The 24,874-nt window shown below is 68.4% G+C and carries 27 protein-coding genes and 2 tRNA genes; 18 read left to right on the top strand and 11 right to left on the bottom strand.

The genetic code is table 11. The features are described from left to right. Window positions 1-69 precede the first annotated feature (69 nt). A tRNA-Gly gene (locus ACLJPX_RS31710) sits at window positions 70-143 on the bottom strand. Window positions 144-228: 85 nt separating this feature from the next. On the opposite strand from ACLJPX_RS31710, the gene ACLJPX_RS31705 reads away from it, so the two are divergent. The 9 genes from ACLJPX_RS31705 (at window position 229) to ACLJPX_RS31665 (ending at window position 8,220) form a co-directional block, all read left to right on the top strand. Continuing rightward, window positions 229-302: transfer RNA gene (locus ACLJPX_RS31705), tRNA-Pro, on the top strand. 62 nt (window positions 303-364) lie between these two features. Next, window positions 365-805 (top strand): GNAT family N-acetyltransferase, encoded by a 441-nt coding sequence (locus ACLJPX_RS31700; RefSeq protein ID WP_410604142.1) that lies wholly within the window; start codon window positions 365-367, stop codon window positions 803-805. A 60-nt stretch (window positions 806-865) separates the two neighbouring features. Continuing rightward, window positions 866-2,032: an ROK family protein gene (locus ACLJPX_RS31695; protein ID WP_410604141.1), complete on the top strand. Its 1,167-nt coding sequence runs from the start codon at window positions 866-868 to the stop codon at window positions 2,030-2,032. Between the two features lie 96 nt (window positions 2,033-2,128). Continuing rightward, window positions 2,129-3,157: an ABC transporter substrate-binding protein gene (locus ACLJPX_RS31690; protein ID WP_410604140.1), complete on the top strand. Its 1,029-nt coding sequence runs from the start codon at window positions 2,129-2,131 to the stop codon at window positions 3,155-3,157. After that, window positions 3,154-3,915, top strand: a complete 762-nt coding sequence (locus ACLJPX_RS31685) for an ABC transporter ATP-binding protein (protein WP_410604139.1) — start codon at window positions 3,154-3,156, stop codon at window positions 3,913-3,915. The genes ACLJPX_RS31690 and ACLJPX_RS31685 overlap by 4 nt, the downstream gene beginning before the upstream one ends. After that, complete coding sequence (locus ACLJPX_RS31680; protein WP_101605952.1) at window positions 3,912-4,751, top strand: ABC transporter permease; 840 nt, start codon at window positions 3,912-3,914, stop codon at window positions 4,749-4,751. Before ACLJPX_RS31685 ends, ACLJPX_RS31680 begins: the two co-directional genes overlap by 4 nt. Next, window positions 4,748-6,079: an LLM class flavin-dependent oxidoreductase gene (locus ACLJPX_RS31675; RefSeq protein ID WP_410604138.1), complete on the top strand. Its 1,332-nt coding sequence runs from the start codon at window positions 4,748-4,750 to the stop codon at window positions 6,077-6,079. Before ACLJPX_RS31680 ends, ACLJPX_RS31675 begins: the two co-directional genes overlap by 4 nt. Next, entirely contained in the window at window positions 6,076-6,978 is a 903-nt protein-coding gene (locus ACLJPX_RS31670; RefSeq protein ID WP_410604137.1) for a TauD/TfdA dioxygenase family protein, read from the top strand. Before ACLJPX_RS31675 ends, ACLJPX_RS31670 begins: the two co-directional genes overlap by 4 nt. A 27-nt stretch (window positions 6,979-7,005) precedes the next feature. Further along, a complete protein-coding gene (locus tag ACLJPX_RS31665; protein WP_410604136.1) occupies window positions 7,006-8,220 on the top strand; it encodes an RNA polymerase sigma factor in 1,215 nt (404 codons plus the stop codon). Here the strand turns inward: ACLJPX_RS31665 and ACLJPX_RS31660 are convergent. Both ACLJPX_RS31660 and ACLJPX_RS31655 read right to left on the bottom strand, forming a co-directional pair. After that, complete coding sequence (locus ACLJPX_RS31660) at window positions 8,217-8,663, bottom strand: nuclear transport factor 2 family protein (RefSeq protein ID WP_101605948.1); 447 nt, start codon at window positions 8,661-8,663, stop codon at window positions 8,217-8,219. The two genes, ACLJPX_RS31665 and ACLJPX_RS31660, sit on opposite strands and share 4 nt — an antisense overlap. Before the next feature lie 3 nt (window positions 8,664-8,666). Next, complete coding sequence (locus tag ACLJPX_RS31655) at window positions 8,667-9,542, bottom strand: TIGR03619 family F420-dependent LLM class oxidoreductase (protein ID WP_410604135.1); 876 nt, start codon at window positions 9,540-9,542, stop codon at window positions 8,667-8,669. 130 nt (window positions 9,543-9,672) lie between these two features. Here ACLJPX_RS31655 and ACLJPX_RS31650 point away from each other — a divergent pair, with 130 nt between their 5' ends. Continuing rightward, the gene (locus ACLJPX_RS31650; RefSeq protein WP_410604134.1) at window positions 9,673-10,458 is read left to right on the top strand and encodes a hypothetical protein; all 786 of its coding nucleotides are present in this window, start codon (window positions 9,673-9,675) and stop codon (window positions 10,456-10,458) included. Between the two features lie 108 nt (window positions 10,459-10,566). Here the strand turns inward: ACLJPX_RS31650 and ACLJPX_RS31645 are convergent, their stop codons facing one another. Further along, entirely contained in the window at window positions 10,567-11,376 is an 810-nt protein-coding gene (locus ACLJPX_RS31645) for an Fpg/Nei family DNA glycosylase (RefSeq protein WP_101605945.1), read from the bottom strand. A gap of 1 nt (window position 11,377) precedes the next feature. Then, window positions 11,378-11,851, bottom strand: coding sequence for a ribose-5-phosphate isomerase (locus ACLJPX_RS31640; protein WP_276368222.1), 474 nt, complete (start codon window positions 11,849-11,851; stop codon window positions 11,378-11,380). A gap of 45 nt (window positions 11,852-11,896) precedes the next feature. On the opposite strand from ACLJPX_RS31640, the gene ACLJPX_RS31635 reads away from it, so the two are divergent. Next, the gene (locus ACLJPX_RS31635) at window positions 11,897-12,640 is read left to right on the top strand and encodes a 2-phosphosulfolactate phosphatase (protein WP_410604133.1); all 744 of its coding nucleotides are present in this window, start codon (window positions 11,897-11,899) and stop codon (window positions 12,638-12,640) included. Then, complete coding sequence (locus ACLJPX_RS31630) at window positions 12,637-13,440, top strand: MBL fold metallo-hydrolase (protein ID WP_410604132.1); 804 nt, start codon at window positions 12,637-12,639, stop codon at window positions 13,438-13,440. Before ACLJPX_RS31635 ends, ACLJPX_RS31630 begins: the two co-directional genes overlap by 4 nt. Here the strand turns inward: ACLJPX_RS31630 and ACLJPX_RS31625 are convergent. Further along, a complete protein-coding gene (locus ACLJPX_RS31625) occupies window positions 13,437-14,057 on the bottom strand; it encodes a disulfide bond formation protein DsbA (protein ID WP_101605943.1) in 621 nt (206 codons plus the stop codon). The two genes, ACLJPX_RS31630 and ACLJPX_RS31625, sit on opposite strands and share 4 nt — an antisense overlap. Window positions 14,058-14,224: 167 nt before the next feature. On the opposite strand from ACLJPX_RS31625, the gene pepN reads away from it, so the two are divergent. Further along, entirely contained in the window at window positions 14,225-16,801 is a 2,577-nt protein-coding gene (gene pepN / locus ACLJPX_RS31620; protein WP_410604131.1) for an aminopeptidase N, read from the top strand. Between the two features lie 106 nt (window positions 16,802-16,907). Here pepN and ACLJPX_RS31615 read toward each other — a convergent pair whose 3' ends face one another. Continuing rightward, window positions 16,908-17,390 (bottom strand): DUF5130 family protein, encoded by a 483-nt coding sequence (locus tag ACLJPX_RS31615; RefSeq protein WP_410604130.1) that lies wholly within the window; start codon window positions 17,388-17,390, stop codon window positions 16,908-16,910. Then, a complete protein-coding gene (locus ACLJPX_RS31610; protein ID WP_410604129.1) occupies window positions 17,377-17,640 on the bottom strand; it encodes a hypothetical protein in 264 nt (87 codons plus the stop codon). Before ACLJPX_RS31610 ends, ACLJPX_RS31615 begins: the two co-directional genes overlap by 14 nt. Before the next feature lie 308 nt (window positions 17,641-17,948). Here ACLJPX_RS31610 and ACLJPX_RS31605 point away from each other — a divergent pair, with 308 nt between their 5' ends. Beyond that, window positions 17,949-18,302: a hypothetical protein gene (locus tag ACLJPX_RS31605; RefSeq protein WP_101605939.1), complete on the top strand. Its 354-nt coding sequence runs from the start codon at window positions 17,949-17,951 to the stop codon at window positions 18,300-18,302. A gap of 135 nt (window positions 18,303-18,437) precedes the next feature. On the opposite strand, the gene ACLJPX_RS31600 is transcribed toward ACLJPX_RS31605, so the two are convergent. After that, the gene (locus ACLJPX_RS31600) at window positions 18,438-18,932 is read right to left on the bottom strand and encodes an HNH endonuclease (protein ID WP_101605938.1); all 495 of its coding nucleotides are present in this window, start codon (window positions 18,930-18,932) and stop codon (window positions 18,438-18,440) included. A 431-nt stretch (window positions 18,933-19,363) separates the two neighbouring features. On the opposite strand from ACLJPX_RS31600, the gene ACLJPX_RS31595 reads away from it, so the two are divergent. Genes ACLJPX_RS31595 through ACLJPX_RS31585 form a run of 3 tightly spaced genes read left to right on the top strand, consistent with a single transcriptional unit; the run spans window position 19,364 to window position 22,310 of the window. After that, window positions 19,364-20,341, top strand: coding sequence for a mechanosensitive ion channel family protein (locus tag ACLJPX_RS31595; protein WP_101605937.1), 978 nt, complete (start codon window positions 19,364-19,366; stop codon window positions 20,339-20,341). A 20-nt stretch (window positions 20,342-20,361) separates the two neighbouring features. Further along, window positions 20,362-20,757 carry a globin gene (locus tag ACLJPX_RS31590; protein ID WP_101605936.1) on the top strand — a complete coding sequence of 132 codons (396 nt, stop codon included), beginning with the start codon at window positions 20,362-20,364 and terminating at the stop codon, window positions 20,755-20,757. Continuing rightward, entirely contained in the window at window positions 20,757-22,310 is a 1,554-nt protein-coding gene (locus ACLJPX_RS31585) for a glycoside hydrolase family 13 protein (protein WP_410604128.1), read from the top strand. The genes ACLJPX_RS31590 and ACLJPX_RS31585 overlap by 1 nt, the downstream gene beginning before the upstream one ends. Window positions 22,311-22,387: 77 nt before the next feature. Here ACLJPX_RS31585 and ACLJPX_RS31580 read toward each other — a convergent pair whose 3' ends face one another. After that, window positions 22,388-23,836, bottom strand: coding sequence for an LVIVD repeat-containing protein (locus ACLJPX_RS31580; RefSeq protein WP_410604127.1), 1,449 nt, complete (start codon window positions 23,834-23,836; stop codon window positions 22,388-22,390). An 86-nt stretch (window positions 23,837-23,922) separates the two neighbouring features. On the opposite strand from ACLJPX_RS31580, the gene ACLJPX_RS31575 reads away from it, so the two are divergent. Beyond that, entirely contained in the window at window positions 23,923-24,564 is a 642-nt protein-coding gene (locus ACLJPX_RS31575) for a DUF305 domain-containing protein (protein WP_410604126.1), read from the top strand. Here the strand turns inward: ACLJPX_RS31575 and ACLJPX_RS31570 are convergent. Continuing rightward, window positions 24,561-24,845, bottom strand: coding sequence for a hypothetical protein (locus ACLJPX_RS31570; RefSeq protein WP_101605932.1), 285 nt, complete (start codon window positions 24,843-24,845; stop codon window positions 24,561-24,563). The genes ACLJPX_RS31575 and ACLJPX_RS31570 overlap by 4 nt on opposite strands. Window positions 24,846-24,874 lie beyond the last annotated feature (29 nt).

Here is a 24,874-nt window from a genome sequence, read left to right as displayed (position 1 = left end):
ACCGTCCTAGCCACTCACGAGACGAAAGAACCCGCAGGCCAGAGTGCCTGCGGGTCTCGTTCGGAGCGGTGGAGCGGGTGACGGGAATCGAACCCGCGTAGCTAGTTTGGAAGACTAGGGCTCTACCATTGAGCTACACCCGCGTGCCCCCGGAGTACCGGGTGCGAAAACAGCTTAGCGTGACCCGCTAGGCTGTGTGCACACCCCCCGGCAAGATCGGGGAAGTCACGGGATGTGGCGCAGCTTGGTAGCGCATCCGCTTTGGGAGCGGAGGGTCGCAGGTTCAAATCCTGTCATCCCGACTCGATGAGGCCGGACCTGCGGGTCCGGCCTTTTTCGATCCGGAAGCGCAGGAGGAGAGCCCATGGAGATCCGCCCGGCCCGCGACACCGACGCCCCCACCGTGACCGCGCTGCTCACCGAGCTGGGCTACCCGGACAACAACGAGGCCGACGTGCGCCGCCGGCTCGAACGCTGGACCCGTCATCCCGAGGGCGCCGCGCTCGTCGCCGAGTCGGACGACGGCGTGATCGGTGTCGTCGCGGTGGTCGCGATCCCCCTTCTCGAGAAGGAAGGCTCCGGCGGGCGGATCGTGGCCCTGGTGGTGGACGAGACCCAGCGCGGCACGGGGGTCGGACGCGAGCTGGTCGCCGCGGCCGAAGCGCAGGCGCAGCGCTGGGGCTGCAACTTCATGGAGGTCACCAGTTCCCGCCACCGGACCGGCGCGCACGCCTTCTACCGGGCGCGCGGCTACGAGGACCGCTGCGAAAAAAGTGCCAGGTTCGTGCGCCAGCTGAACGTCTGACCTGCTCCCGGATGCTGAGAGCCCTAGGCCCCTCGGCACCCGCTTGCGAACATCGGCACCGTGACCGGCAGGCGGAGCGCCAGTGCCAGCGCGGTGCTCCGCGTGGTGCTGGACGAAGGGGCGATAGCGCGCAGTACCATCGCGCGCCGCACCGGGCTGTCTGCGGCGGCCGTCACGGGGCATGTGGCGGAGCTGATGCGCCGGGGGTTCCTCATCGAGCTGCCCGAGGTCGCCGGCGCGGTCGGCAGGCCGCATGTGCCACTGGAACTCGACACCGAGCGGTTCGTGGTGGGCGGCGCGCATATCGCGGTCGACCATCTCACCGTCGGGTTGCTGGACCTGCGCGGGAAAGTGCTGGCCCAGCAGGAGGCCCCGCATCACGGCGCCGAGCCCGCCGTCCAGGTCGCGCAGATCGCGGAGTTGCTCGACGACCTCCTCATCGGACACGCGCCGGAGCGGACGCCGCTCGGGCTGGGGGTGGCGACCGGCGGGTGGGTCGACGAGGCCTCGGGGACGGTGGTGGAGCACGGTTTGCTCGGCTGGCACGGGGTTCCGTTGCGCGAACTGCTCACGGAGGTCACCGGTCTCGACGTCCGGGTCGACGGGCATTCGCGGGCGCTCATCCACGCCGAACGCCTGCTGGGGCAGCCGAGAGCGCGCAGCAGTGTCGTGCAGTTGTTCACCGGCAACGTGGTCGACGCCGCGTTCGCCACCGGCGACACCGTCCATCATGGTCCTCGCTCGGCCGCGGGCGCCGTCGCGCATCTGCGGGTCGACGACAGTGAAGAACCCTGTCGCTGCGGGCGTTCCGGTTGCCTCGAAGCCACGGTGTCCGAGCGGACGGTCGCCCGTAAAGCCGTCGAGGCGCAAATCATCGAAGAACCGAACTTCACCGACGTGCTCCATTTGGCGGCGTCGGGAAACAAAGGCGCCATCGCCATTTTTCACGAGCGTGCGCGAATTATCGGACAGGCCGCCGCCTTGCTCTTCGACGTCCTCAATCCGGAAATCCTCATCGTTCTCGATCAGAGTGTACGCGACGTCGAAGGCTGCCTTTCCACGATCCGGGACGAGGTCTCCCAGCGATCCTGGATCTGCCAGGACGCGGCGAAAAATGTTGTGATGTCGAGCTTTCCGGGTACCGAGCTGGCGACGGCCGGTGGCGCCGTCATGCTGAACGTCCTCTACGAAGATCCGCTTTTCACGAAGCTCGCCAACGCCTCTTGAGTCGGGGTTACTTCATTTAATCGCAAAATTGACGCTCTCCGCCGGGCCTGCGAAGAATCTCCTTCAACGACGCGAACCCGAACGAAAGAGCCCACCGTGAAGAAACCAGTGCCCTTACTCGCCGCGGCCGCCGTGCTTCTCGCCGGGGTGGCGCTGTCGGGCTGCGGCGCGTCCGCGAGCCCGGCGGGCGCCGCCGGACAGCCGGAGAAGCTCGAACTCCGTTACCAGGGATCGGCGAACAACGTCACGTTCCCCGAACTCGCCGAAGACCTCGGCTACTTCGGCCCGGTCAAGCTCAAGTGGGTCGGGAACACGATCAGCGGGCCGCAGGACATCCAGTCCGCAGCGACCGATCAGACCGATTTCGGCGGCGCCTTCACCGGCGCGGTCGCCAAACTCGTCGACGCCGGCGCCCCGATCAAGGCTGTCGTCAACTACTACGGTTCCGACGAGAAGACCTTCCTGGGCTTCTACGTCAAGGAAGACAGCCCGATCCGCAACCCCCGCGACCTCATCGGCAAGAAGGTCGGCGTCAACACCGTCGGCGCGAACCTGGAGGCCGCCCTCGACACCTGGCTCAAGCGCCAGGGCCTCTCCGACGCCGAGATCGACCAGGTGCAACTGGTCGTCCTGCCGCCGATCAACACCGAACAGGCCCTGCGCAACGGCCAGATCGACGTCGCGGCGCTCAACGGCGTGCTGCAGGACCGCGCGACCGCCGTCGGCGGCCTGCGGCCCATCGTGAAGGACGTCGAGGCGTTCGGTCCCTACAACGGCGGGCCGTACGTGCTGCGGACCGACTTCATCAAGAAGTACCCGGAGACCACGAAGACCTTCGTCGCCGGTGTCGCCAAGGCGATCGAATGGGCACGCACCACGCCGCGCGAAGAGGTGATCGCCCGGTTCACCAAGATCATCCAGAACCGCGGCCGCAACGAGAACACCGAAACGCTCAAGTACTGGAAGAGCACCGGCGTCACCAAGGGCGGGCTGATCTCCGACAACGACTACACGCTCTGGACGGACTGGCTCAAGCAGTCCGGGTTCATCAAGAACGACCAGGTCGACCTGAAGAAGCTCTACACCAACGAATTCAACCCCTTCCGCGAAGGCGGTGGCGCATGACCGCCAAGATCAGCCTCCGCTCGGTCACCAAGACCTTCGGCGCGTTGACCGCGCTGGACGACGTCTCCCTCGACATCGAGGACGGCACGTTCCTGTCGCTCGTCGGACCGAGCGGGTCCGGCAAATCGACCCTGCTCGACCTGCTCGGCGGTCTCGCGAAGCCCAGCTCCGGCGAGGTCCTGATCGACGGGAAGCCCGTCACCGGACCGGGTCTGGACCGCGGGGTCGTGTTCCAGCAGTACGCCCTGTTCCCCTGGCGCACCGCACGCGCCAACGTCGAATTCGGCCTCGAAGGTGGCACGCTCACCAAACGGCAGCGCGCCGAACGGGCGCGCGAATTCCTCGACCTGGTCGGGCTTTCCGGCTTCGAGGACCATCTCCCCCACCAGCTTTCCGGCGGGATGAAGCAACGGGTCGCGATCGCGAGAAGCCTCGCCTACGACCCCGACGTGCTGCTGATGGACGAGCCGTTCGCCGCGCTGGACTCGCAGACCCGCGAGCTGCTGCAGGAGGAACTGCGGCGGATCTGGGGCCGCACGGGCAAGACCATCGTGTTCATCACCCACAGCATCGAGGAAGCCGTCTATTTAGGACAGAGGGTCGCGGTGCTCACCTCGCGGCCGGGCAGGCTCAAGGACGTCGTCGACATCGACCTCGGCGACCGCTCGAACGACGACCTGCGGTCGGCTCCCGCGTTCGTGGCCCATCGCCATCAGCTGTGGGAACTCCTGCACGACGAGATCCGGAGGGCCGCGTGACCACCACCCTCGAAGCGCCCACCGTCCACACCGGACCGAAGGTCGCCGAGCAACCTCGCAAGAAGAAGAACCGGCTGAGCAAGGCCTTCCGCAGTTCGGCGGCGATCCTGCTCTTCCTCGCCGTCTGGGAACTCGCTCCCCGCTTCGTCCTCGACGAAGGCACGCGGACCTTCCTTCCGCCGCTGTCGGAAGATCTCGTCGCGCTCTGGGAGCTGGTCCTCAACGGGCAGCTGGCCGACCATCTGCTGGCGAGCCTCGGCCGGTCCGCCGCCGGGTTCGTGATCGCGGTGGGCGTCTCGGTCCCGCTCGGGCTGCTGATCGCCTGGTACCGACCGCTCGCGGAGTTCCTGAACCCGTTGCTGGAACTGGCCCGCAACACCGCCGCGCTGGCCCTGCTGCCGGTGTTCACGCTCCTGCTCGGCATCGGCGAAGTGTCCAAGATCGCGCTGATCGTCTACGCCTGCGTCTGGCCGGTGCTGCTCAACACGATCGCCGGGGTGAACACCGTGGATCCCTTGCTGGTCAAGGCCGCGCGTTCGCTCGGGTTGTCGAGTCCGAGCCTGTTCCGGAAGGTGATCCTGCCGTCGGCGGTGCCGACGATCTTCACCGGTATCCGGATGGCGGCGGCGTACTCGATCCTCATCCTGATCGCCGCCGAAATGGTCGGCGCCAAGGCCGGGCTCGGCTATCTGATCAACAACTCCCAGGTCAACTTCCAGATCCAGCAGATGTACGCCGCGATCATCACGGTGTCGGTGCTGGGCCTGGCCATCAACGCGGGCTTCGTCGCACTGGAGCGGCGATTCTCCACCTGGCGTGTCAAGGAGAAGGCATGACCTCGCAGAAACACCTGCACCTCAACGCGTTCGTGATGCCGAACGGGCATCACGAGGCCGCCTGGCGGCATCCGAGCACGGATCCGCGCCGCGCCGCGACGCTGAAGCACTATGTCGACATCGCCCGCACAGCGGAGCGCGGCAAGCTGGATTCGCTGTTCCTCGCCGACGGCGTCGCCTTGTGGGGCAACGTCCGCTACAACTCGCACACCCTGTTCGAGCCGCTGACACTGCTTTCGGCGCTGGCCGGGGCCACCGAGCACGTCGGCCTCATCGCCACCGCGTCGACGACCTACAACGAGCCGTACCACCTGGCGCGGAAGTTCGCGTCGCTCGATCACCTCAGCGGCGGGCGCGCGGGCTGGAACATCGTGACGTCGGCGGGTGAGGACGAGGCCCGCAACTTCAACCGCGACGCCCGGCCGGCGCACGCGCTGCGCTACGAACGCGCCACCGAATTCGTCGAGGTGGCCAGGAAACTCTGGGACAGCTGGGACGACGACGCGGCCAGGATCGACAAGGAAACCGGGGTCTACGCCGACACCGACCTCATCCACCCGATCGACCACAACGGCCCGCATTTCCAGGTACGCGGCCCGCTGAACATCCCCCGGCCGGTGCAGGGACACCCGTTGCTGGTCCAAGCCGGTTCGTCCGAGACGGGCAAGGAGTACGCGGCCCGGTTCGCCGAGGCGGTGTTCACCGCGCAGCAGACGTTCGCCGAGGGCAAGGCCTTCTACGACGACGTCAAGGGCAGGCTCGCCAAGTACGGGCGCTCGCCGGAGGAGATCAAGATCCTGCCGGGGATCAGCCCGATCCTGGGCCGCACCGAGGCCGAGGCGAAGCAACGCGAGGCCGAACTCAACGCCCTCATCACGCCCGCGTACGGCGTGCGGCAGCTGTCGAACATGCTCGACCACGACCTCACGCCGTATCCGCTCGACGGTCCGCTGCCCGACGTCGGCACCTTCACCGAAGGCGCGCAGAGCCGGTTCGAGCTGGTCACCGGCCTGGCGAGGCGCGAGAACCTGACCATCCGCCAGCTGATCGAGCGGCTGGCGGGCGGCCGGGGACACCGTGTCTTCGCGGGGACCGCCACGCAGGTCGCCGACCAGCTGGAGCACTGGTTCACCGAAGGCGCCGCGGACGGCTTCAACGTCATGCCGCCCACGCTGCCCGGCGGCCTCGAGGACTTCGTCGACCTCGTCGTCCCGGAACTCCAGCGGCGCGGGCTGTTCCGCACCGAATACACCGCCACGACCTTGCGCGGCCACTACGGCCTCGCCCGCCCAGTCAACCGAATCCCAGTGAAGGAGCACGCCGCATGACCGCCCTCAACACCCAGGTCGAGGTCCGCAAGATCACCGGCAGGATCGGCGCGCAGGTCATCGGCGTCGATCCGGCCAAGGAACTCGACGCCGCGACCGTCGCGTTCGTGACCGACGCCCTGCACGAGCACAAGGCGCTCGTGTTCCGCGACGTCGACCTCGACGACGCGGGCCAGCAGCGGTTCGCCGAGCACTTCGGAGAGCTGACGAAGGCGCACCCGACCGTCCCGTCGGTCGAGGGCGAGCCCGCCATCCTGCCGGTCGACAGCGAGCAGGGTCGCGCGAACCAGTGGCACACCGACGTCACCTTCGTGCACAACCCGCCGAAGGCCAGCACGCTGCGCAGTCTGGTCGTTCCGCCCTACGGCGGCGAGACACTGATCGCCAACTCGGCCGCCGCCTACCGTGACCTGCCGGAGCCGCTGCGGGCGTTCGCGGACGCGCTGCGCGCCGAGCACACCAACGACTACGACTACGCGAAGGCGCCCGAGACCCTCGACGAGGCGGAGCAGGAACGCCGCAAGGTGTTCGTCTCGCAGAAGTTCCGCACCGTGCACCCGGTGGTGCGGGTCCATCCGGTGACCGGCGAACGCGGGCTGTACATCGGCGGGTTCGCGCAGCGGATCATCGGGCTGTCCAAGGGAGAGTCGCGCGACATCCTGCGCCTGCTGCAGTCCTACGTGACGCGGCCGGAGAACGTCGTGCGGGTGAGCTGGGAGCCGAACCAGCTGGTGCTGTTCGACAACCGCATCACCCAGCACTACGCCGTCGACAACTACGACGACCTGCCCCGCCGCCTGAACCGGGTGACCGTGGCGGGCGACGTCCCGGTGGGCATCGACGGAGTGCCCAGCGAATCCCTCGAAGGCGACGCTTCGCACTACTCCCCCGTCGCCTGACGTCCCGAATGGGGTAAGACTGGCGTCGTGAAGGACGATCGCCGGATCGAAGCGCTCCTGAGGGAGCTGGCCCCGCAGGTGATCGGGCTGCTGGTGCGCAAGCACGGGCAGTTCGACGCCTGCGAGGACGCCGTCCAGGAAGCCCTGCTCTCGGCCGCGCAACAGTGGCCGGAGCAGGGCATCCCGGACAGCCCGAAGTCCTGGCTCGCGACAGTGGCGTCACGGCGGCTGGTGGACGAGTGGCGCAGCGAGAGCGCGCGACGCCGTCGCGAAGAGAACGACGCGCTGATGGACCCGAGTGAACCATCCACCGTGTCCTCATCGGACGACACGCTCACCGTGCTTTTCCTGTGCTGCCACCCCTCCCTGTCCGCGCCGTCGCAGCTCGCGCTCACCCTGCGCGCCGTCGGCGGCCTGACCACGGGGGAGATCGCGAACGCGTTCCTGGTGCCGGAATCGACGCTGGCCCAGCGCATCAGCCGTGCGAAGCAGACCATCAAGAGGGCGGGCGCGGAGTTCGTCCTGCCGCCGCCCGCCGAACTCTCCGAACGGCTCCGCGTCGTCCTGCAGGTGCTGTACCTGATCTTCAACGAGGGCTACACGACCAGCGGCGGACCCGACCTGCAGCGGGCCGACCTGACCGTCGAGGCGATCCGGCTGACCCGGCTGCTCCGGCGGCTCATGGCAGGCGAGGACGAGGTCACCGGCCTGCTCGCGCTCATGCTGCTGACCGACGCCCGCCGCGCCGCCCGCGCCGTCGGCGACGGATCGCTCGTCCCGCTCGCCGAGCAGGACCGCACGCGCTGGGACCAGGAGATGATCGCCGAGGGGGTCTCGCTGGTGAGCGAGGCTCTCGAAACCGGACCTGTCGGGCCGTACCAGGTGCAGGCCGCGATCGCCGCCGTCCACGACGAGGCGGCGACCGTGGCGGACACCGACTGGCACCAGATCCTCGCGCTGTACGACGTCCTCGAGAAGGTCTCGCCCGGCCCGGTGGTCACGCTCAACCGCGCCGTCGCGGTCGCCGAGGTCAACGGCCCGGAAGCAGGTCTCGAACTGCTCGCCACCCTCGACGACGACAGCCGGATGAGCCAGACCCACCGGCTCGATTCCGTCCGCGGGCATCTGCTGGAACTGGCCGGGGACACCGGCGCCGCGCGCGAGGCGTACCTGCGGGCCGCGGGGCAAACCTCGAGCGAGCCCGAAAAGCAGTACCTGACCCGGCGCGCGGAGCGGCTCTAGTCTTCGACCTTCTTGGCGGTGGCCATGGCGCGCTCGGTTTCCCAGTACGCCCGCATCGACACGATCAGCCCGTCTTCACGGACCCGGTAGACGAACACGCCGTCGGTGTCGACGCGATAGCCGCCGGGCAGGTACGTCGTGATCGTGCCGACGTTCGCGACCTCGTCACCGGCCGCGTGGGAATCGCGGATGGTGAACTGGAAACGTTCGACGTTCCCGATCGTCTTGTCCCAGAAGGCGCTGATCCCGTCCTGGCCGTGGTGTCCCTTGCCCTCTTCGTCGAACATCGACGGGCCCACGGGATCTTCGACGACGGCGTCCCCGGCGAAGAGTTCGAGCCACGCCGCCTTGTCGCCGGCGGTGACGGCGGTCATCGAGCGAAAAGCGGCTTCGCGCGCGGGCGGCTGTGTGGCGGCCGGATCCCAGCAGACGTCGACACCCATGGCTCAGTCTCCGATCTTCGCGATGATCTCGTCGCCGAACTTCTTGATGGAATCGAGCTTCGGGCCGACTTCGGCGTCGAAACCGAGGCCGTCGAACACCCACGGCATGGTGATGATGTCGGTGACGCCGATCTCGCCCTGTTCGCGATAGCCGTCGAGACCGAACTTGTCGATGCAGACGGCCTGGTACTCGAACGGGTCATCGGCGCGGCCTTGCTCGGCCAGCAGCCCGCGCAGCTTGACGATCGTTTCGCGGAGGTCGTCGAATTTCATCATCGCCGACGACCAGCCGTCGGCGACGCGCGCGGCCCGGCGCAACGCGACATCGGTGTGGCCGCCGATGTAGAACGGCACGCGTGACGGCGGTGTCGGGCTCATGCGGAGCTTGTCGAAGTCGAAGAACTCGCCGTGGAACTCGACCATCCCGCCGTCGAGGATCAGCCGCAGCACCTCGATGGCCTCGTCCACGCGTTTGCCGCGCTTCTCATACGGCGCGCCGCACCAGCGGAACTCCTCCGGCGACCAGCCGACACCGAGCCCGAGACCGAAACGGCCGCCGGTCAGCGCCGCGACCGAGTTGACCTGGCGGGCGAGCAGGACCGGGTTGCGGGAACCGAGTTTCAGCACGGAGGTGTAGAACGTGAGCCGCTCGGTGACCGCGCCCATCGACGCGGCCGCGACCAGCGGATCGGCCCAGGGCGTCTCCTCGGTCCAGAACCGGCTGCCGTCCGGTGTGTACGGATAGTCGGCCGAGACCGTTTCGGAGTAGAACAGGGAATCCGGGAGCGCGATCGAGGAGAACCCCGCCTCTTCGGCGGCGCGGGCGAGCTCGCCCAGCTGATCGAGCGGATTCATCGCGATCGACAGGGTGAACTTCATGGGGCCGAACTATAACGTGTTCTAGTTTGCCCCGCCAGTGGTCGCGGTGACCGGGAGCACTGGCGGGAACCCTCCGCCCGGCGGCCGCGTTGATCGGGCAAAAGGCCGAACGATTCCTGGAGTTGAACCCATGGGTACCGCGATCTTCCTGATCGTGCTCCTCGTCGTGGTGGTCGGCGGCGGCATCTACTTCGCGAAATCCCAGGCGGCGGCCAAGAAGCGCCAGCTGGACGACGCGAAGGCCGACGCCCGGCGCCTCGTCGAGCGGCTCGGCGGTCAGGTCATGAACATCACCGGCACGGACACCGCCTCCCAGCAGGCGATGGCGGACGCGTCCGAGCGCTTCACCGCGGCGGGCTCCCAGATGGAGCAGGCGCAGACCGTCGAGCAGGCCCGGCTGGTGCGCGAGACGGCCATCGAGGGTCTCTACTACGTCCGCGCCGCCCGGCTCGCGATGGGCATGGACCCCGGCCCGGAACTGCCCGGCAGCGAAGAGCGCGACCGCGCGGGCAAGGTCACCGAACACCGCTCCGTCGACGTCGAGGGCGAGCACTACGAGGCTTCGCCGGACCCGAGCCAGCGGACGCCGCACTACTACCCCGGTGGACGCGTGGCGGGCCGTCCGGTGCCGCAGGGCTGGTACAGCGAGCCGTGGTGGAAGCCCGCGCTCGTCGCCGGTGCCTGGGGTCTCGGTTCGATGCTGCTGTTCAGCGCGATGTTCTCCGGAATGGCGGGGATCGCGAGCGCGTCGGCCTGGGAGTCCGGTTACGACGCGGGCCAGGAGGACGCCGGGGCCGCCGATGGCGGCGGTGACGCGGGCGGCGACGCCGGAGGCGACATGGGCGGGGACGCCGGTGGGTTCGACGGTGGCGGCTTCGATGGTGGCGGCTTCGACGGCGGCGGCTTCGACTTCTAGCCGCGCGTCGGTCCCTCAAGCGCTATGAAAGGCCCGTTACTTGCAAATTTTGCAAGTAACGGGCCTTTCATAGCGTCCGGGACCGAGGTCGGGCAGGGCGGGCGGAGGTCAGGCGGGTTGGCAGGTCGGGCACCAGAAGAGGTTCCGTGCCGCCAGATCGCTCCGCAGCACGGGCGTCCCGCAGACGAGACAGGGCATCCCCTCGCGCCGGTAGACGTAGACCTCGCCCCCGTGCCGGTCCTGCCGCGGCGCGCGGCCGGTCGCCTCGGGCAGGTGTTCCGGCGCGACCGTGTCGATCCGTCCCACCCGGACACCGTGCCGCATGAGCGTCACGAGATCCGCCCACATGTCGTCCCACAGCGCGCGATCGAGCGCGCGGCCGGGGACGAGCGGGGCGACACCGTGCCGGAAGAGCACCTCGGCGCGGTACACGTTGCCGACGCCCGCGAGCACCGACTGGTCCATCAGCAGCGCCGCGATCGACGTCTTCGACCGGGTGATCCGGTCCCACGCCTTGTCCGGCTTCGCGTCACGGCGCAGCGGATCCGGGCCCAGCCGCGCCTTGATCGCGTCGACGCGGGGCGCGTCGAGCAGTTCGCACTGGTTCGGGCCGCGCAGGTCGGCGGAATGCGTCGGGCCGACGAGCCGCATCCGCACCTGCCCGATCGGTTCGCCCACCGGCAACGGCTCGTCGGAGAACGTGCCGTAGAGGCCGAGGTGGACGTGCACCGTCCCGTGTGGACCGTAGTCGTGGAACAGGTGCTTCCCGTACGCCTCGGCCTTCACCAGCACCCGGCCGTCCAAACGGGACGCTTCGGCGGCGAACCGTCCCTGCGGACTGCTCACCTCGACCGGGTGACCGGCGAAACGGCGTTTGTGCAGACGTGCCAGGCGATGGAGCGTATGCCCCTCGGGCATGTCAGTGCTCGGGAAGCGGCGGCGGCCAGCCGGTGTTCTCGTAGTCCAGGATCTGCTGGACGCGACGGCCGTGGCGCTCGTCCGGGCTCGGCGGGGTCGCGAGGAACGCCTCGACGATCTCGGTGGCCTCTTCGGTGGTGTGCATCCGCGCGCCGACGCCGATCAGCTGGGCGTGGTTGTGTTCGCGGGTGAGCTTCGCGGTCTCGACGCTCCAAGCGAGGCCGGCGCGAGCGCCCTTCACCTTGTTGGCCGCGATCTGCTCGCCGTTGCCGGAGCCGCCGACGACGACGCCGAGGCTGCCCTCGTCCGCGACGACCCGGCGGGCCGCCTCGATGCAGAAGGCCGGGTAGTCGTCGGCCGCGTCGTAGACGAAGGGACCGACGTCCTCGACGTCGTGGCCCTGCTCCTTGAGGTGGGCCACGAGGTGGTTCTTCAGTTCGAAACCGGCATGGTCAGAGCCAAGGTAAACACGCACAGCGCGGAGTCTGCCATCACGTTCCGGCGCGGGCATGCTGTGGGGGTGGACATCTGGGGCCAGACCGAAGCGGACATCAGACTCGAATGGGGACCCGAAGGCGTCGGCGTCCTCGGCGGCGCGTGCGCGGTACTGATCATCGTCGACGTACTTTCCTTCTGCACCACCACGGATCTCGTCCTCGGCAACGGAGGACGCGTGCTGCCGGTCCGCTGGCGCGATCACCGGGGCGAGGATGCCGCGAAAGAGCGAGGCGCCATCCTCGCGGGTGAAGGCGACTGGACTTTGCGACCTTCGTCTGTGACGGAAATCCCTCCCGGCACCCTCCTCGCGCTCCCCTCCCCCAACGGCGCCACGCTCTGCGACGCCGCCGCCACGACCGGTGCCGAAGTCCTCGCGGGCTGCCTTCGCAACGCCACCGCGGTCGCCGCTCGCGCGGCCGAACTGGCGGACGGCGCGCCGATCGGCGTCGTCCCGGCCGGGGAACGCTGGGGTATCGACATGCACACCGAAGCCAAGAAGTTCGGACCGCTGAGGCCCTGCGTCGAGGATCAGCTCGGTGCGGGCGCGATCATCGCCGCGCTCGGCGACTACGGCCGTCCGTCCGCCGAGGCCCGGCTCGCGGCGATCGCGGCCAAAGCGATCGACATCGCCGAAGCGCTGACAGAGTGTTCCTCAGGGCGCGAGCTCGCCGCGGCCGGGCACGCGAACGACGTGACCCTCGCCGCCCGGCTCGACACAAGCAGCACGGTTCCGGTGCTGCGCAACGGAATTCTGGAGGACCTGTGACTTGGCTCGAACTCGCGGACGGCGTGTACGCCCGGCGTTACGAAGAGCTCGACCTGACCGTCGGCCTGGTCGTGGGCAGTGACCACTGCCTGGTCGTCGACGTCCGCGGAGACGTCGAACAGGGCGCCGAACTCGCCGCGGCGGTCCGGGAGATCACGCCGCTGCCGTGGTCGGTCGTCTACACCCACGCGCATTTCGACCACGCCTTCGGCACCACGCCGTTCCTGCCGTGCGACGTCTGGGCGCATGAAGGCTGCCTGACCGAGCTGACCACCTACGGCGAGGGCGCGCGGCGCAAGTGGGTGCAGCACTATCTCGGAGAGAACCGCCCGGAGATGGCGGAGGCGCTGGAGCGCACCGTGATCACCCTGCCGGACAAGCCGGTCTCCGGCACCGCCGAGATCGACCTCGGCGGCCGCACGGTCGTGTTGCGGTTCCTCGGCCGGGCTCACACCGATCACGACCTGTTCGTCCACGTGCCCGACGCGGGAGTCATCTACGCGGGTGACGCCGTCGAGAACGCCGAAGCGGGCTTCAGCGCCTTCTCGTTCAACGAGGACAGCTCACTCGTGGAGTGGACCGGGGTGATGGGCGCGATCCTCGAACTGGAGCCGAAGATCATCGTCGCCGGGCACGGGGCGCCGGTCGACACCGCCTTCATCGAGAAGCACCGCGAAGGGCTGCGTGAGCTCACCGCGCTCAAAACCGCGATCGCGGCAGGAGACCTCACGACGGACGAAGCCGTCGCGAGGTCCTCCTACCCCGACGATGTCACCAGAGCGGCACTCGCGACGGCCTAGTCGAAGTTCAGGTCCCCGGACCGGGTGCGCTTCAGCTCGAAGAAGTCCGGGTAGCTCGCCAGCGCGCGGGCGCCGTCGAAGACCTTGACGGCGTCCTCGCCGCGCGGGATCGAGCTGAGCACCGGGCCGAAGAAGGCGACCCCGTCGATGTGGATGGTCGGCGTGCCGACGTCCATTCCGACCGGATTCATACCTTCGTAGTGACTCTTTTTCAGCGCCTCGTCGTACTCGGTCGACTCGGCGGCCTCGGCCAGCTCCGCCGGGGCTCCGATGGCTTCGAGGGTCTCCTTGATGACCTTCGGGATGTCCTTGTCGCCCTGGTTGTGATGGCGCGTGCCGAACTCCGTGTAGAAGTCGCGCAGGGCCTCCTCGCCGTTCTTCTGCGCCAGCGCGGTCGCGACGCGGACCGGGCCCCAGCCGCGGTCCAGCAGCTCCTTGTACTGCTCAGGCAGGTCCTCGCGGCCGCTGTTGAGCTCGGACAGGCTCATGATCCGGAACCTCAGGTCGAGGTCGCGGTGCTTCTCCACCTCGAGGATCCAGCGCGAGCTGATCCAGGCGAAGGGACAGATCGGATCGAAGTAGAAGTCGACCTTGGTCGTCTCGGACGGGGCGGTCATCAGGTTCTCCCAGTGCCATCGTCTTGGGTGGGCCGGTACACGCAGGGTGCTACACAGCGAGCCAACATCGCGGCCGTCGGCGTTGTTCCCGTCGTCAGCACCGGCCTGGACATGATTGGATGCCTGTAGTTGGAAACCAAAACCGATACCGATGACCAGAGGTGCCAGTGCCCGCCCCCAACCTGACCCGAGACCAAGCCAAGCTGCGCGCGGATCTGCTCGACGTCGAGTCCTACGACATCGAGCTGGATCTGACCGACGGCCGCGGCGGTCCCGGTGAGAAGACCTTCACGTCGAAGACGACGATCAAGTTCGCGAGCGCCAGAAGCGGCGAAGCGTCATGGATCGACATCGTCGCCGAGGGGATCGAGTCGGCCGTCCTCAACGGGACGGAGCTCGACGTCAGCGGGTACGTCGAGGACAAGGGCGTCGAACTGCCCGGACTCGGCGAGTCGAACGAGCTCGTCGTGGACGCGGTCTGCCGGTACATGAACACCGGCGAAGGCCTGCACCGGTTCGTCGACCCGGTCGACGACGGCGTCTACCTCTACACGCAGTTCGAGACCGCCGACGCCAAGCGCATGTTCGCCTGCTTCGACCAGCCCGACCTCAAGTCGGTCTACCGGCTCACCGTGCTCGCGCCGAAGGACTGGAAGGTCATTTCGAACGCGCTGGTCGAGTCGGCCGAGGAGACCCCGGAAGGAGCCGTCCGGACCGTCTTCGCCGTGTCCGAGCGGATCTCGACCTACCTGGTCGCGCTGATCGCGGGCCCGTACAGCGTGTGGCGCGACGAGTACTCCGACGAGCACCGCACGATCCCGCTCGGCATCTACTGCCGCTCCTCGCTCGCCGAGCACATGGACGCGGACAGGCTGTTCACCGAGACCAAGCAGGGTTTCGCCTTCTACCACGAGAAGTTCGCCACCCCGTACCCGTTCTCCAAGTACGACCAGCTGTTCGTGCCGGAGTTCAACGCGGGCGCGATGGAGAACGCCGGCGCGGTCACCTTCCTGGAGGACTACGTCTTCCGGAGCCGCGTCACGCGCTACTACTACGAGCGCCGCGCCGAGACGCTGCTGCACGAGATGGCGCACATGTGGTTCGGCGACCTGGTCACCATGCGCTGGTGGGACGACCTGTGGCTGAACGAGTCGTTCGCGACCTTCGCGAGCGTGCTGGCCCAGGCCGAGGCGACCGAGTACAAGAACGCTTGGACCAGCTTCGCGAACATCGAGAAGTCGTGGGCGTACCGGCAGGACCAGCTGCCCTCGACGCACCCGATCGCGGCGGACATCGTCGACCTGCACGCGGTCGAGGTGAACTTCGACGGGATCACCTACGCCAAGGGCGCGAGTGTCCTCAAGCAGCTCGTCGCCTATGTCGGGCTCGACCACTTCCTCGAAGGCCTGAAGGTCTACTTCGGCAAGCACGCCTGGGGCAACGCGACCCTGGCGGATCTGCTCGGCGCGCTGGAAGAGGCCTCCGGCCGCGACCTGTCGTGGTGGAGCGCGCAGTGGCTGGAGACCACCGGCCTCAACTCGCTCAGCCCGCGCTACGAGATCGGCGCCGACGGGAAGTACACCGCCTTCGCCGTCACCCAGACCGGCGCCAAGCCGGGTGCCGGTGAACTGCGCGCGCACCGCGTCGCGGTCGGGGTCTACGACGAGGACGAGAACGGCAAGATCGTCCGCAAGCACCGCGTCGAACTCGACATCGACGGTGAGCGCACCGAGGTGCCGGACCTGGTCGGCCTCCCGGCCGGCAAGCTCGTGCTGGTCAACGACGACGACCTGACCTACTGCACGATGCGGCTCGACCCGGCGTCGCTGACCACGCTGATCGACCGCATCGCCGACATCACCGATCCGCTGCCCCGCACGCTGTGCTGGTCGGCGGCGTGGGAGATGACGCGCGAGGCCGAGCTCAAGGCCCGCGACTTCGTCACGCTGGTGCAGCGCGGCGTGCACACCGAGACCGAGGTCGGCGTGGTGCAGCGGCTGCTGCTGCAGGCGCAGACGGCGCTGAACTCGTACGCGAACACCACGTGGGCGGCGGACAAGGGCTGGCCGGAGTTCAGCTCGCGGCTGCTGGAGCTGGCGCAGGGCGCCGAGGCCGGTTCGGACCACCAGCTCGCCTTCGTGAACTCGCTCGCCGGTTCGGTGCTCGACGACAAGACGCTGCAGATCATCTCCGGCTGGCTCGACGGCACGGCACCCCTGGAGGGCCTGACCGTCGACACCGACCTGCGCTGGCGGCTGCTGCACACGCTGGTCGCGCACGGCAAGGCGGAGAACCCGGAGATCGACGCGGAACTCGCCAAGGACGACACCGCCGCCGGGCGGCGTCAGGCGGAGCGCTCACGGGCGCTGCGGCCGACCGACGAGGCGAAGGCCGACGCGTGGCAGCGGGCGGTGTACGACGACGAGCTGCCCAACGCGGTCAGCGACTCGCTCATCACCGGCTTCTCCCACCCCGGCCAGAAGCACCTGCTCGGCGACTACGTGACGCGCTACTTCGACGTCATCGACGAGGTGTGGCAGCGGCGCTCCAGCGAGCGCGCGCAGCCGACCGTGGTCGGGCTGTTCCCGTCGTGGGCGGTCGTGGCGTCGACCGTGGAGGCGTCGGACGCGTGGCTGGCCGGGGAAGACCACCCCGCCGCGCTGCGCCGTCTCGTGTCGGAAGGCCGGGCCGGGATCGTGCGGGCGCTGGCCGCCCGTGAGTTCGACTCGCAGGCCGGGCTCTAAAGGCTCTAACGTCCCGTAAACGCTATGAAAGGCCCGTTACTTGCAAATTTTGCAAGTAACGGGCCTTTCATAGCATCTGGAGACGGAGCAGAGCGGAGCGAAGTGCTTAGTGCTGCGGAGCGCCGGCCTGGTCGCTCAGCATGCGGAGAGCGTTCACGAGCCCGCCGACGAGGTCGCCTTCCTTGAAGGAGGCCACCATGCTGGCCACGGCGAGCTTCGCGCCGCGGTCGGGCAGGCGGTGCTTGGCCTGCGAGCCCGTCACGATCTCGATGGCGCGCTGCCCGGGCGACACGGCGACGAACACGCCGTCGGCCGGGTTGTCGGTCGTGGCGAGCATGCCCTCGGCGGTGACGCGGGTGTCCTCGCCGAGGTCGCCGAGGTACACGCTGAAGTCCAGGCCGGTCTCACGGCTGGCCAGGGTCAGCGCCTCGTCCAGCCGGGCAAGCTGCTGGGTGGTGAATGGGCTGATCGGCCCAGCCGGTTCGTACATCTTGGCGGCGGAGATCCGGCCGCTGGAGGTAACGACGGCGCCGTAACCGGGCTCTTCGTCAACAGCGGTGGACGAATGGGTCAGTTCACCAGTTGCCACGAGCGCCTCCCGTCACCGAAGTCGTGTTCGCCGCGCCGACGGCGGTCGCGCCGCCCGCGGTCGCGTGCGAATGCCTGGCGCCGACACCGTCGGGGTTGGCGCTCCACCACATGGCCGGGTACTCCCACGGCTGCCCCGGCCGGTACCGGGCGACGCCCGCGCCCTTCGACCGCAGCGTGGCCACTCCGCAAAGCGCGTAGATGGCCAAGGGGATCACCGCGAAGACCAGGATCGTCTCGACAAGGTTCACGCGCGTGAGCGTATCCGACGGGGGTCGGGAACGCCGGGCCGCACCCGGTACGCACCCGCGCGGACGTGCTCCGTGACACGGACCGCTCACCGCCCTGAGGGGGCCGTCCGCCGCTTGCCGCGAAAGCGCTCCCACGTTGAGCCGAAGCCCTCAAGGCCGAAAGGTTGCAACTCAACGTACGGGCGGCCGCACCCGGCGCTGTCGTCTTGTCGCGGCCTTGAAATCCTCGTAGCTTTTTCACCTGTACGGGCCTTGCGCCCAGCTCCCACACCCCAGCAGGTAACGCACCGGTCGCAGGAGGATATGTCATGCAGAGCACCCAGACACCCGGCCAGGCGATCATCGACGACGTTTCGTCACTCTTCGAAATTGGATTCGTCCCCGGTACGCGTGTGACGGCGGGCACACGGGTTACGCGCGGTACACGCGTCACTCGCGGTACGCGGGTCACCGCCGGAACCCGGGTCACTCGCGGCACCCGCGTGACTCGTGGCACTCGCGTCACCGCCGGCACTCGCGTCACCAGGGGCACGCGCGTCACTCGCGGCACCCGCGTGACGGCCGGAACCCGCGTCACCTGCGGCACCCGGGTCACTCGCGGCACCCGCGTCACCCGTGGCACGCGCGTCACCTGCCAGAGCGACTTCTCCCTCGCCGCCTGAGCCAGAGCACGGCCGGCTGACAGGGAAACGGCGTACTTGTAGCGGTAGAGAGCTTCATCACGGCATCATCGGCCCGCCCCGGCCGCCGAAAGGCAGCCGGGGCGCCGACGTGTTCGGAACCCGGTCAAGGCCCGGTCAGGCCGCGGTTCCCAGGTACGGCCGCCACAACGGGTCGGCCTCCTTGGAATGCGCGAGCAGCCGCCAGTGCGGCCCGTGCGGGGCCCTCGGCACGACGCGCAGCCGCCAGCCGATCTCGGAAAGCAGCTTGTCCGCCTTCCGGTGGTTGCACTTGGCGCAGCAGGCCACGCAGTTCGTCCAGCTGTGGGGACCGCCCCGGCTGCGCGGGATGACGTGGTCGATCGTCTCGGCCCGCCCTCCGCAGTAGGCGCAGCGGTACCGGTCGCGATGCATCAGCCCGGCCCTGGTCAGCGGCACCTGCGCGCGGTAAGGCACGCGCACGTAGGTGCTCAGCCGGATCACCGAGGGTACGGGCAACGACACCGAAGCGGCGTGCAGTTCGAGCCCTGCCGGGTCGCCGTGCACCACCTCGGCCTTGCCGCACATCACGAGGACCACAGCGCGCCGCAGCGGCAACGCCGTGAGCGGCTCGAACGTGGCGTTCAACAGCAATACCCGTCTGCGGCCCCAAGACGACGCTGTAGTCGTAGTGGGTACCGCCGAAGTCGACGGATCCCGCCCTCTACGCTGTCCGGGCGGGCGGGCAACACCCCCTGGCCGCGTTCCCGGCCCGCCCGGTGGAGCCCCGTGCGAGGGGGCACCTCCCGGATGAGCGCGCAACACGACCTCCGGCGCCTGTCCGGCCAAGGCTTGGCTCGGGACGCCGAGGGGGATGGGTTGTCGGTCTGGCACTCGACCACCTCCACCGGTGCAGGCATAGTCGACCACAGATCAGCCCCAAAGTGCACGTGTGTTAGTGGACGTGTCACATGCGCGCGACCCGGCGGCCACCTGATACCGGGTTTTTCGGATCCGCCGGAGCGCCCGCCGCGCCCGAGCAGCGCGAACGATCCCCGCCGAGTACGAAAGGACATTTCTTCTCAGTGAACCTGCTGCCCACCGAACCCCCTGCCTGCACGAAGGACGCCAGCACCCTGTGCGGTCAGGTGTTCGAGGTCACAAAGAACGAATGGCTCTCCGCGTCGGCAGGCTGGCTGCTGACGAAGCCGATCAAGATCCTGATGATCATCGCCGTGGCGTTCCTGCTGCGGTACCTGGTGCGTCGCCTGATCAACCGCGTGACGCGGATGCCGAGCGGTTCCAAGAAGCTGCCAGCCCTGTTGAGACCGTTGCGGGAGAAGGCTCCCGAGATGCTCGGGTCGGCGGTGATGGAACGGCGCCGTCAGCGCGCCGCCACCATCGGCTCGGTCCTCAAGTCCGTGGCGACACTGTTCATCTACGGCCTGGCGTTCATCCTCGTACTGGGTGAGCTGGGCATCGACCTGGCGCCGATCATCGCCTCCGCCGGCATCGTCGGTGTCGCGCTCGGTTTCGGCGCGCAGAACCTCGTCAAGGACTTCCTTTCCGGCATCTTCATGATGATCGAGGACCAGTACGGCGTCGGTGACGTCGTCGACGTCGGCGAGGCGGCAGGCACCGTCGAGGCCGTCGGCCTCCGGATCACCACCCTGCGTGACATCAACGGCACCGTCTGGTACGTCCGCAACGGCGAGGTGCTGCGGGTCGGCAACTCGAGCCAGGGCTTCGCCGTGGCCGTCGTCGATGTCCCGCTCAGCTACTCCGCCGACGTCGAGAAGGCCACCGAGCTGATGGCCGCCAAGGCGACGTCCCTGTTGGAAAGCGAGGGACTGGCGCCCAGCGTGCTGGAGCCGCCGGAGATGCTCGGTGTCGAGACCGTGACCCCCGAGGGCATCAAGCTCCGCCTGACGGTGAAGGTCCGGCCCGGCAAGCAGTGGGCGGTGCAACGCGCGCTGCGGGCGCACCTGCTCGGCGCGCTCGACGAAGCGGGCTTCGAGCCACCTCTGGGGCGCTTTATGTCGTCCGGCCCCGCGGCCCAGTAGGACAAGGGCAGAATGGAGCTGTGTCCGTGAGCGAACCAGACCCCACGACCTTGTACGAGGCGATCGGCGGTGAACCGGTCTTCACCCGGATCGTCGCGCGGTTCTACGCCGAAGTGGCGGTCGACGAGGTGCTTCGGCCGCTGTACCCGGAGGAGGACCTCGGCCCGGCCGAGGAGCGCTTCCGGCTGTTCCTCATGCAGTACTGGGGCGGCCCGCACACCTACTCGGACCAGCGCGGCCACCCGCGGCTGCGGATGCGGCACGGGCCGTTCAAGATCGGCCCGATCGAACGCGACGCCTGGCTGCGCTGCATCAAGATCGCGGTCGACGAAGAGAACATCGAGGAGCCCTACCGCGGTCAGCTGTGGGCGTACCTGGAGATGGCCGCCAACAGCATGATGAACAGTTTCGTCTGATGAAGCGCGACGTGGCTTGGTGGGACCAGGCGGTCTTCTACCAGGTCTACGTGCGCTCGTTCGCCGATTCCGACGGGGACGGCGTCGGTGACCTCGAAGGCATCCGCGGCAAGCTCGGGTACCTGGAGCTGCTCGGGGTCGACGCGCTGTGGCTGACGCCGTTCTACCGCTCGCCCATGGCCGACCACGGGTACGACATCGCCGATCCGCGCGATGTCGACCCGATGTTCGGCACCCTCGGCGATTTCGACGTCCTGCTGACCGAGGCGCATAAACGCGGCATCAAGGTCACCATCGACGTCGTCCCCAACCACACCAGCAACACCCACGCCTGGTTCAAGTCGGCGATGGCGGCGCCGCCGGGGAGCCCGGAACGGGATCGCTACATCTTCCGTGACGGCCTCGGCCCGCGCGGCGACCTGCCGCCGAACAACTGGGTCAGCGCGTTCGGCGGCCCGGCGTGGACCCGGGTCCCGGACGGCCAGTGGTATCTGCACCTGTTTTCCCCGCAGCAGCCGGACCTGAACTGGGGCAACCACGAGGTCGCCGCCGATCTGGAGCGGACCCTGCGGTTCTGGCTGGACCACGGCGTGGACGGCTTCCGCATCGACGTCGCGCACGGCATGGCGAAACCGCCGGGCCTGCCGGACATGGACCCGCGGGTGACCCCGCACGGGCCGAGCGAGTTCTACGACCCGCGGTTCGACAACGACCGCGTCCACGAGATCCACCAGATGATCCGCAAGGTGCTCGACGAGTACCCGGGCGCGATGGCCGTCGGCGAGATCTGGGTGACCGACGAGGAACGGCTCGCCCGCTACCTGCGGCCGGACGAACTGCACCTGGCGTTCAACTTCAGGCTCGTGCTCACGCATTTCGACGCCGACGCGCTGCGGACGGCCATCGAACGGTCGTTGGCGGTGCCGAAGTCCGCCGGTGCCTCCGCCACCTGGACGCTGAGCAACCACGACGTCTGGCGGCAGGTCAGCCGGTACGGCGGCGGCGAGCGGGGGGTCCGGCGGGCCCGCGCGATGGCACTGGTCGAACTCGCGCTGCCCGGGACGGTCTACCTGTACAACGGCGAAGAACTGGGACTCGGGAACGTCGACCTTCCGCCAGACGCGCTCGCGGACCCGCGCGCCAAGACCTCCGGCGTCGAATTCGGCCGGGACGCGTCGCGCGTGCCGCTGCCGTGGGAAGGCGACCTGCCGCCGTTCGGTTTCTCGCGGAATCCGCGGACGTGGCTGCCGATGCCCGCTTCGTGGGCTTCGGTGACCGTGGAAGCCCAGCTGGAGGATCCTGCGTCGACGCTGTCGCTGTACCGGCGGGCGATCGAGATCCGCAAGTCGCACCAGGCTTTCAGCGGCGAAGACCTCGAGTGGTACGGCGCCCCGGCGGGCTGTTTCGCGTTCCGGCGGCGGGGCGGCGGGCTGGTCTGCGCGCTGAACACGTCGGCGAGCCCGATCGCGCTGCCGCCGGGCGAGGTGCTGCTGTCGAGCGTTCCGCTGGTGAACGGGAAGCTGCCTCCGGACGCCGCCGCCTGGCTCGTCTGAGTGCCCCCTCCGGACGCTATGAAAGGCCCGTTACTTGCAAAATTTGCAAGTAACGGGCCTTTCATCTCACGCTAGGACTAGTTGAAGCCCGGGTGCAGCTTGTACTGCGTCTGGGCGTTGAACTGGTTCTGCCGGACGAGCTTCGCCGGGAAGGTCCGCCAGTCGTTGAGGTCCAGGACGTCCAGGCCCTTCACGATGTCGGACGAGAAGATGTAGCCGTTGTACCAGTATGCCGACCACGTCCCACCACCGACGAGCTTCTCGTTCGAGAGCGGGCCCCGCTCCCAGTACGCGATCTCCTTCGGCTTCTTCGAGTCGGTGAAGTCCCACACCGAGACGCCGCCCTGGTACCAGGACTGGACCATGATGTCCTTGCCCGGCACCGGAACCAGCGAACCGTTGTGCGCAACGCAGTTCTCGGTCTCGGACTGGAGACGCGGGATCTTGTAGTAGTTGCGGAACTCCAGCTTGCGGTTGTCGCCGCGGCCGGTGATGTCGTAGATGCCGTTGGCACCGCGGGTGGAGCCGAACTTCTCCAGGCAGGTCGCCATGCCGCCGCCGCCGAGTTCGTCGGTGAAGACGACCTTGGTGGCGTCGTTGTTGAAGGTGGCGCTGTGCCAGAACGCGAAGTTCACGTTGTCCTGGACCCGGTTGATGACGCGCGGCTTGAGCCGGTCGGCGATGTCGATCAGGACACCGTCACCCATGCAGGCACCGGCCATCAGGTCCTTCTCCGGCAGCGCCGTCAGGTCGTGGCAACCGGTGGTCGCCGACCGGTTGGTGCCGTCGGGGTTCGGGCCGCCGGCGTTGCCGCCGTCCGGGAACAGCACCGGCGTCGCGACGAGCGAAGCCTTCGCCGGGTCCTTCACCGGGACCTTGATGATGGAGAGCTTGTCGTGCGGCGGCTGGCAGTCGGGCAGGTTCGCCGACGGCGCGTACGACGAGACGTAGATGTAGACGTCCTTGCCGCGCTTGTCCGGCACCAGGGTGTTGGTGTGCGAACCGCAGTCGGTCTCGACCGCCGCGACGTACTTCGGCGCCGCGAGGTTCGAGATGTCGAAGATCTTGATGCCCTCCCACGCCGTCTTGTCCGACGCGGGCTTCGCGACGCTGGTGCACGAGTTGTCGCTGCGCGAGGCGTCGGTCGACAGGAAGAGCAGGTCGCCGGAGATCGACACGTCGTTCTGCCCGCCGGGACAGAGGACCTGGCTGACGATCTTCGGGCGGTAGGGGTTGCGGACGTCGTAGACGTTGAAGCCGTCGTACGTGCCGGTGATCGCGTGACCCTTGGTGAACGCGATGTCGGTACCGGTCGAGTCCTTGGTGAACGGTCCCTGCTGCGGGACGTTCGCGATCGACCGGAGATTCGGGCTGTGGACGATCTCGTCCACAGCCGGGATCGTGGTCGCCGACGGCTCGGCGACGACGGCCGGCGCGGCGAACGCACTGACGGCGCCGAGGGCGGCGACGGCGGCCACTGACACGAATCCCCTGGTCAAGCGACGTTTCAGCCCAGGCTGCAGCACGATATGGCTCTCCTTCCACCCAGCTTTACGCGCACCTTATTCCTTATTTAGGCTCAGCAGATACCGACCAACGGAGGATCTCCGGGATGAGAAAAAGTTTGACATCGGCGCTGCTCGTTGCGGCTTTCGTCGTCTCGGGCTGCACGGGCGACGAATCACCCGCCGAACCGGCATCGAGCGCACCGGTCATCATTCCGGGCAAACCGGGCGAGCAGGCGGGCACCGGCTCCCCCGGCCCGGTGAACCGCGATCAGGCAGGCGAGGCCGACGTCGAGTACATGACGATGATGATCCCCCACCACCAGCAGGCGAAGGTGATGACCGACCTGGTGCCGGGCAAGACGGCGAACGAGCAGCTCAAGGCGATCGCGAGCCGGATCTCGGTGGCGCAGGACGGCGAGGTCGCGATGATGAAGACCTGGCTGTCCGACCGCGGCAAGCCGGTGCCGGGCGAGGGTCACGCCGGCCACGGCGGAGGGCATGACCACGGGCTCATGCCGGGCATGGCGACCGAGGCGCAACTGGCCGATCTGCGCGCGGCGAGCGGTCCGGCGTTCGAAAAGCTGTTCCTCGACCTGATGATCGCGCATCACCAGGGCGCGCTGACCATGGCCGAAACCCAGCTCGGCAAGGGAGTGGAAATCAAGGCGCAGGAGATGGCGCAGGAGGTCATCACCGGCCAGTCCGCCGAGATCGAGCGCATGAGGACGATGCGAGGAAAGCTCTAGGCGTCGCCTGAGGAGCCCACGTCACCGGAGTCGTCGAGGGTGCCCGAGACGATCCAGGTCGCCAGCGCGGCGGCCTGGACATAGGGCGCGGCCTGCGCGGCGGCGCGTCCGGCGGCCTTGGCGCGCCCCCATTTCTCCGGGCGTTCGGCGCGTTCCGGCGCCTCCTCACCCGGCGGACGCTCGGTCCGCCACGGGGTCTCCTCGGGCCGGACCTCGGCCAGGAAGTCCGCGGTCGGGTCTTCCCCGTCCTTGCCGTCGTCGCGAGGGCCGCTGTCGCTCATGGGGACAGCCTGACACCGCGGGCGGCCGG

Origin of the sequence: Amycolatopsis sp. lyj-90 (assembly GCF_046549035.1) — a bacterium.
Classification (GTDB): Bacteria; Actinomycetota; Actinomycetes; order Mycobacteriales; family Pseudonocardiaceae; genus Amycolatopsis.
The sequence above is the reverse complement of the archived record's forward strand: the minus strand, read 5'-3'. Positions and strand labels throughout refer to the sequence as shown.